This window comes from Nguyenibacter vanlangensis (assembly GCF_013376155.1).
GTDB lineage: Bacteria > Pseudomonadota > Alphaproteobacteria > Acetobacterales > Acetobacteraceae > Gluconacetobacter > Gluconacetobacter vanlangensis.
Genome location: NZ_JABXXP010000195.1, coordinates 1 through 4,888, shown reverse-complemented (window position 1 = coordinate 4,888; position 4,888 = coordinate 1). Strand labels below are relative to the sequence as shown.

The window sequence follows — 4,888 nt, the reverse complement described above, 5'->3', positions numbered from 1 at the left end:
CCGCGTGCAGGCGCTGGCAGCGAAAGCCGCGCAGCGCGCCGCCATGCCCGGTCACCGCGACGTCGCCGATCCACTCATGGCCCAGCCCGAAGCCATAGCGCGCCGGCGTCCCGTCCGCGAAACGCGTGGGCGCCGCGAGCCGGCGATACAACCCGTCCGTGTCGTCGCGTGTCCGGTCGATGAAACATTCCCACGCCAGCATGTCGTCCAGGCTCGCCGACAGGCCGGCATCGCCCGTCCAGAAGATCCTGTTGGCCGCCGGAAAGAAACCGACCGTGCCATTGCCTTCATAGCCGACCACCCCGCCGGCCGGCGCCGCCGTATCCGGGGTGAAGCGCATCGTCTCCATGCCCGCCCGCGCGAAGATCCGCGACTCGTACAGCTCCCCCAGCGACCGCCCGGCCTGCGCCTCGACGATGTCCGACAGGATCCGGAAATTCCCGTTGGAATAGGAATAGAGCAACCCCGGCGGGAAATGGGTACGCCGCATCCGCGCGAACAGCGGGGCGGCGTCCACCCGCCGGAACCGGCCTTCGGCATCCGCGCCGTGCAGGACCGTCAGCGCCCAGTAATCGCGCAGGCCGGACTGGTTGTGGCAGAGCTGCACAATGCTTGGGTGCGGCCCCTCCAGGTTGGGCAGGTGGGCGGCAACCCGCCCGTCCAGCCGCGCGGAGTCGCCGACCAGGTCCAGCAGCACGGCACAGGTAAAATGCTTGCTGATCGAGCAGATCGGCAGGGGGGTCGCCTCCGTCATTGGCAGCCGGCGCCCGAGATCCGCATAGCCCCAGGCGTGTTTCAGGACGACCCGCCCGTCCTTGACGATCCCCGCGACACCGCCGGGCCCCCTGAATCGCTCGGGCAACGCCCGAACGAACCGCCCGGCGGCATCAAGATCGAATGCTCCCATCATGTCCTCGCGTCAGGCGGCCGAAAAACCAGTCTACTCACATGCCCGGCGTAGACAAAATGCGATCAATTCTTATTCTCAATATTCAAAGTGAAAGCGTGCGCAACATCATCATTTCCCATAATCACCGCACCGCCCCCACCAACGCGAACGGCACCCCCTGCGGATCCACGCACTGCACGATCCAACTGCCCCCCGGCACCTGCTGCGGCCCATGAACGACCTGCCCACCACCCGCGCCGACCCTGGCCACCGCCGCGTCGATGCCCGCCACGGTAAAATAATAGAGCCACCCCGGCGCCACGTCCGTCCGCGTCATCATCCCGCCCGCCGGCACGCCGTCTATCGCGAAAATCTGATAGACCCCCATCGGCCCCATATCGATGGCCTCTCCCTTGGTCCAGCCGAACAACCCAGCATAGAACGTAAACGCCCCCGCTTGGTCCGAGGTGCTGAGTTCTCGCCACCCGACATGCCCCACCGCCATCGGCGCTGCTTCCGGCCTCGGACTTTCCTCCTGCCCATGAAACAGGGCAAACACGGCGCCCTGCGGATCGCTGACGACCGCAAAGCGGCCGACAGCAGGAATGTCGCGCGGCGCAACATATATCGCGCCCCCCGCGGCCTGGACCGCGCCCGTGACGGCATCGACATCCGTCACACCGATATACCCGATCCAACTCGGCCGCGCGCCCATGTCGCTGGCGGCTTGCGTCAATTCCATCAAGCCGGCAACCGGGACATCCTGAGCACTCAGCAGAGTATAGTTCATCTCCGGCATTCCGGCGTCCTTGACGCCCCAGCCAATCACGCTGGAGTAGAATGCCGCAGCCGCCGTCGATTTTCGGGTCAGGAGTTCGTACCAGACGAATTTATCTCGTAGGGTCGACATGACGCTTCTCCCAGCATCCCTGTCCGATGTTCCGAAGACGCTCGACAGGACCTGTTTCACCCAAGAGCATGGTGGTATGCGCGAGAACCCGCTTCAACCCCTCCTTTCATTCCCAAGTAGAGCCTACAGGACGGAAATTACGGCCGCCGGCAGGTCCGCGACAGGAGGAGGCAGGCTCTCATTCGGAACAAAATCTGTTCCACCAAGCCTGTTAACATTGCGGTATTTGTGGATTGCACTTTCCCGTCCTGAAAAGGACGTGGCGTCCCATAGGGGAACGGTATCCCATATATTTATCAATAGGTTAGATTGTAAAACTTCCCCTTGCTATAGATCGTGAATCAGTCACTTAGCGGGGGTTTGTAAAACTGCGGCGCCGATTCTTGCCCCTTGTACTCCCACCCCAATCCGTGCGATTCTGCGCGGGCTGCGGCGGCGTGGATGGACACGCCCTGCAACCAGTTCCCCCTGCCACGAGTAGGTGGGGCATTCGGGATCGTCGAGCGATCCCAGTTTCGGGTCCCAACTATCTGGTAATTCTGGATGGTTGGCAGCCGCCGTGGGGAATCACGGACGCTGCCCGGCGCGCAAGACGGGAAGTCCTCGGATGCATACGGGGCAGAGGTGGGCCGTGACGGAGCCGCCGCGGCCGGTGGAAGCCCGGCGCCCTATCAAAAAGAAGTACCCAAGCGCGCGCAGTCGTACTAGGATTCCGGCATGAACTACATGCCGCCCTTGACCGCGCTCACCTGGGAAGAGCGCATTGACCATTACACCCGCACCACCGGGTTCCCGCGGAATATCTTCATGGGCGAGGATGGCCGAGTCGTTGGCACCTGGATCATGGGAAATGACTATCGGGTGAAGTCCACCTATTATGGGGGATACCCGGCGACCTACCTACGGCGCATCAAGGCGCTGTTCCCGGACAAGCACCGCCCGCTTCACGTCTTCAGTGGCAAGGTAGACCTGGAGACGTTCCCCGGCGACACGGTGGACATTAACCCGGCCCTGTCACCCACCTACATCGATGACGCTCAGAAGCTGGAGACGGTGCCGCTGGAGCAATACGACCTGGTCCTAGCGGATCCGCCATATTCGGTCGAAGACTGCGAGCACTATGGGACCAGCATGGTCAAGCGAAACGCGGTCATGCGTGCTCTCCAAGGAGTCCGGCCGGGCACGCACATCGTCTGGCTGGATCAGGTCCTCCCGATGTATCGCAAGGACGCCTTTGCCGTGGAGGCGACGATAGGAATGTGGAAAAGCACCAATCATCGCTTCCGGGGCATCACGATCTTTCGGCGTCTATAGGCCCAGCTTCTCGCGCAGAGGTCGGGAAAATGCCCTATGCAATCGACCTTGAAGACCACCCCCACCTGCGGGAGGATTAGCTCCATCATACTGGCTCATATAGCGCAGCACCTTTCCAAGCCCCTTATCATCGAGCGAGATTTGGTTCGGCGTTGCTTGCAGTTGCCGATAGAGCGAACGCTCAAGCTGTTGGCGTCCCCCCATACTGGTGACGGGTGGATTCTGAATTTCGGCCGCTTCTTCTGGAGTGAGAGTCAGGTCGAATTTTTTGGCTTGCTTAGGCACAGATACATCTCCCGAGTCGCCCGGAGAGTATCCCACGATACAATGAGATGAGAAAATTTGCGCATCATCACGCCGCCCGCATCTCCTCCACCAGTGCGTCCAAATCCTCACCCCGCGGCGATACGCCCGGGATGCCCAGCCAGTTCTGCCGGCTGACCAGGCCATAAGCCTCGTCGGCGATCGCGTCCCACAGATCGACCGCCATCCGCCGCACGCCGCCCCAGGTGAAGACGTGCCACCAGCCGGGCTCATACCCGACGATCGCGATGCAGTGGCCGCCCTCGATCGTCTGATCGCCGGCCGGATCAAGCGCCCAGTCGCCGCCGGATTGCATCAGGTAGGCTGGCACCTGGATTCCCGCATAGACGCCGCCCAGATAGGCCACCGCCCGCCGGAGTCCGTCATGGTCATGCAGGTCGATCGCGCCAAACGCCGTCAGATAGTCGCGGGTCTGGCCCGGCCGCGCATAGCCGGCACGCCGCCACCGGTCCAGCGCATCCAGCATCACGGTCCCGTCATCGTTCGCCCCCGTCGCCGGGTCGAAGCCGGTGCAGGCCGCGTAATTCTCCAGGCACATCGTCGTGGTCAGCAGCACCTCGGCCTGCGCGTTCTTCGTCCAGGTGCCGATCAGCGCCGCCATCGCGGCGAAGGCGCAGTCGCCATAGCGCTCATTGCCCCACATCGCATAGGTCACGTGGCGCGACCATGCGACCTGGGCCGGGATTGCCGGCAGCCGGGCGGCGAGTGGCGCGGCGAGGCGGTAGGTGCGCGGATCACGCTTGGGAGGCAGCTTGCCCAGCCGCCTCCCCACGATCTGCATCACCCTCATACGCCCCGATACAGCGCGGCGCGCACCTGCGGCGCGGGCAGCGCGGCCGCCGTCACCGATACGGACGCCGGCGTCAGACCAACGGCCGCCTCGATCAGCGGGACGATCTGCTCGGCCGTCTGGATGTAGCCGGCCACCGCCGGGTCCAGGGCCGACGCGACGGTCCCGGCCACAGACAGCACGGTCTGAAACTCAGTCGCCAGCGACGATGCCCAGCCCCGGCCCGTGTTGATGTCGATCGAGCCCGACGTGGACGCGTTGATCTGCGCCGTGATGGTTTTGATCTGGGTCAGCGCCGCGTTGACCTGCGCGACCTGGTCCGCGGTCAGGTGCGACGACAGCGTGGGGATGCTCTCGATCGCTTGGGCGGCAAAATCCAGCGCGCCGGCGTCGGCCGCCAGTTCGGCTGTGTTGATGGTGGTTGTGCCACCGGTGGTTGTGCAGGCGACGACCGGGACAGTCAGGCCCACGGCGAGAACAGCGGCGGCCAGGCGGTGCAGAATATGGGTCATGCGTTCAGCTCAAAAAAAGGGCGCCTTGAGGCGCCCGATTGACAGATCAGTGGGGATTTCGGTTTTGGTGGCAGGCCGGATCAGGCCGCCGGCGCCGCGCTGACCGGGTCGGTTCCGGCCGGCGCCTCCGGGGGGGACGCGGCAGGGGC

General features: G+C 64.1%; 6 protein-coding genes. 1 reads left to right on the top strand and 5 read right to left on the bottom strand.

Annotated elements, in window-relative coordinates; all coding sequences use genetic code 11:
* Together HUK84_RS10455 and HUK84_RS10450 are read right to left on the bottom strand one after the other, a co-directional pair.
* Positions 1-910 (bottom strand): D-aminopeptidase (locus HUK84_RS10455; protein ID WP_218064315.1); only part of this gene is annotated, 910 nt, incomplete at its 3' end.
* Between the two features lie 121 nt (positions 911-1,031).
* The gene (locus HUK84_RS10450) at positions 1,032-1,799 is read right to left on the bottom strand and encodes a VOC family protein (protein ID WP_176640240.1); all 768 of its coding nucleotides are present in this window, start codon (positions 1,797-1,799) and stop codon (positions 1,032-1,034) included.
* A 717-nt stretch (positions 1,800-2,516) separates the two neighbouring features.
* Between HUK84_RS10450 and HUK84_RS10445 the strand changes: the two genes are divergently transcribed.
* A complete protein-coding gene (locus HUK84_RS10445; protein ID WP_176640239.1) occupies positions 2,517-3,113 on the top strand; it encodes a hypothetical protein in 597 nt (198 codons plus the stop codon).
* Here HUK84_RS10445 and HUK84_RS10440 read toward each other — a convergent pair.
* From HUK84_RS10440 to HUK84_RS10430, 3 genes are all read right to left on the bottom strand, one after another.
* A complete protein-coding gene (locus HUK84_RS10440) occupies positions 3,108-3,398 on the bottom strand; it encodes a hypothetical protein (protein ID WP_176640238.1) in 291 nt (96 codons plus the stop codon). The genes HUK84_RS10445 and HUK84_RS10440 overlap by 6 nt on opposite strands.
* Before the next feature lie 67 nt (positions 3,399-3,465).
* A complete protein-coding gene (locus tag HUK84_RS10435; protein ID WP_218064316.1) occupies positions 3,466-4,218 on the bottom strand; it encodes a C1 family peptidase in 753 nt (250 codons plus the stop codon).
* Positions 4,219-4,223: 5 nt separating this feature from the next.
* Positions 4,224-4,739, bottom strand: coding sequence for a hypothetical protein (locus HUK84_RS10430; RefSeq protein ID WP_176640237.1), 516 nt, complete (start codon positions 4,737-4,739; stop codon positions 4,224-4,226).
* Between the last annotated feature and the right edge of the window lie 149 nt (positions 4,740-4,888).

What these genes read in the sequence shown, in the direction of transcription:
- HUK84_RS10450 (WP_176640240.1), bottom strand. Translation starts at nt 1,799, where the DNA reads ATGTCGACCCTACGAGATAAATTCGTCTGGTACGAACTCCTGACCCGA.
- HUK84_RS10445 (WP_176640239.1), top strand. Translation starts at nt 2,517, where the DNA reads ATGAACTACATGCCGCCCTTGACCGCGCTCACCTGGGAAGAGCGCATT.
- HUK84_RS10435 (WP_218064316.1), bottom strand. Translation starts at nt 4,218, where the DNA reads ATGCAGATCGTGGGGAGGCGGCTGGGCAAGCTGCCTCCCAAGCGTGAT.
- HUK84_RS10430 (WP_176640237.1), bottom strand. Translation starts at nt 4,739, where the DNA reads ATGACCCATATTCTGCACCGCCTGGCCGCCGCTGTTCTCGCCGTGGGC.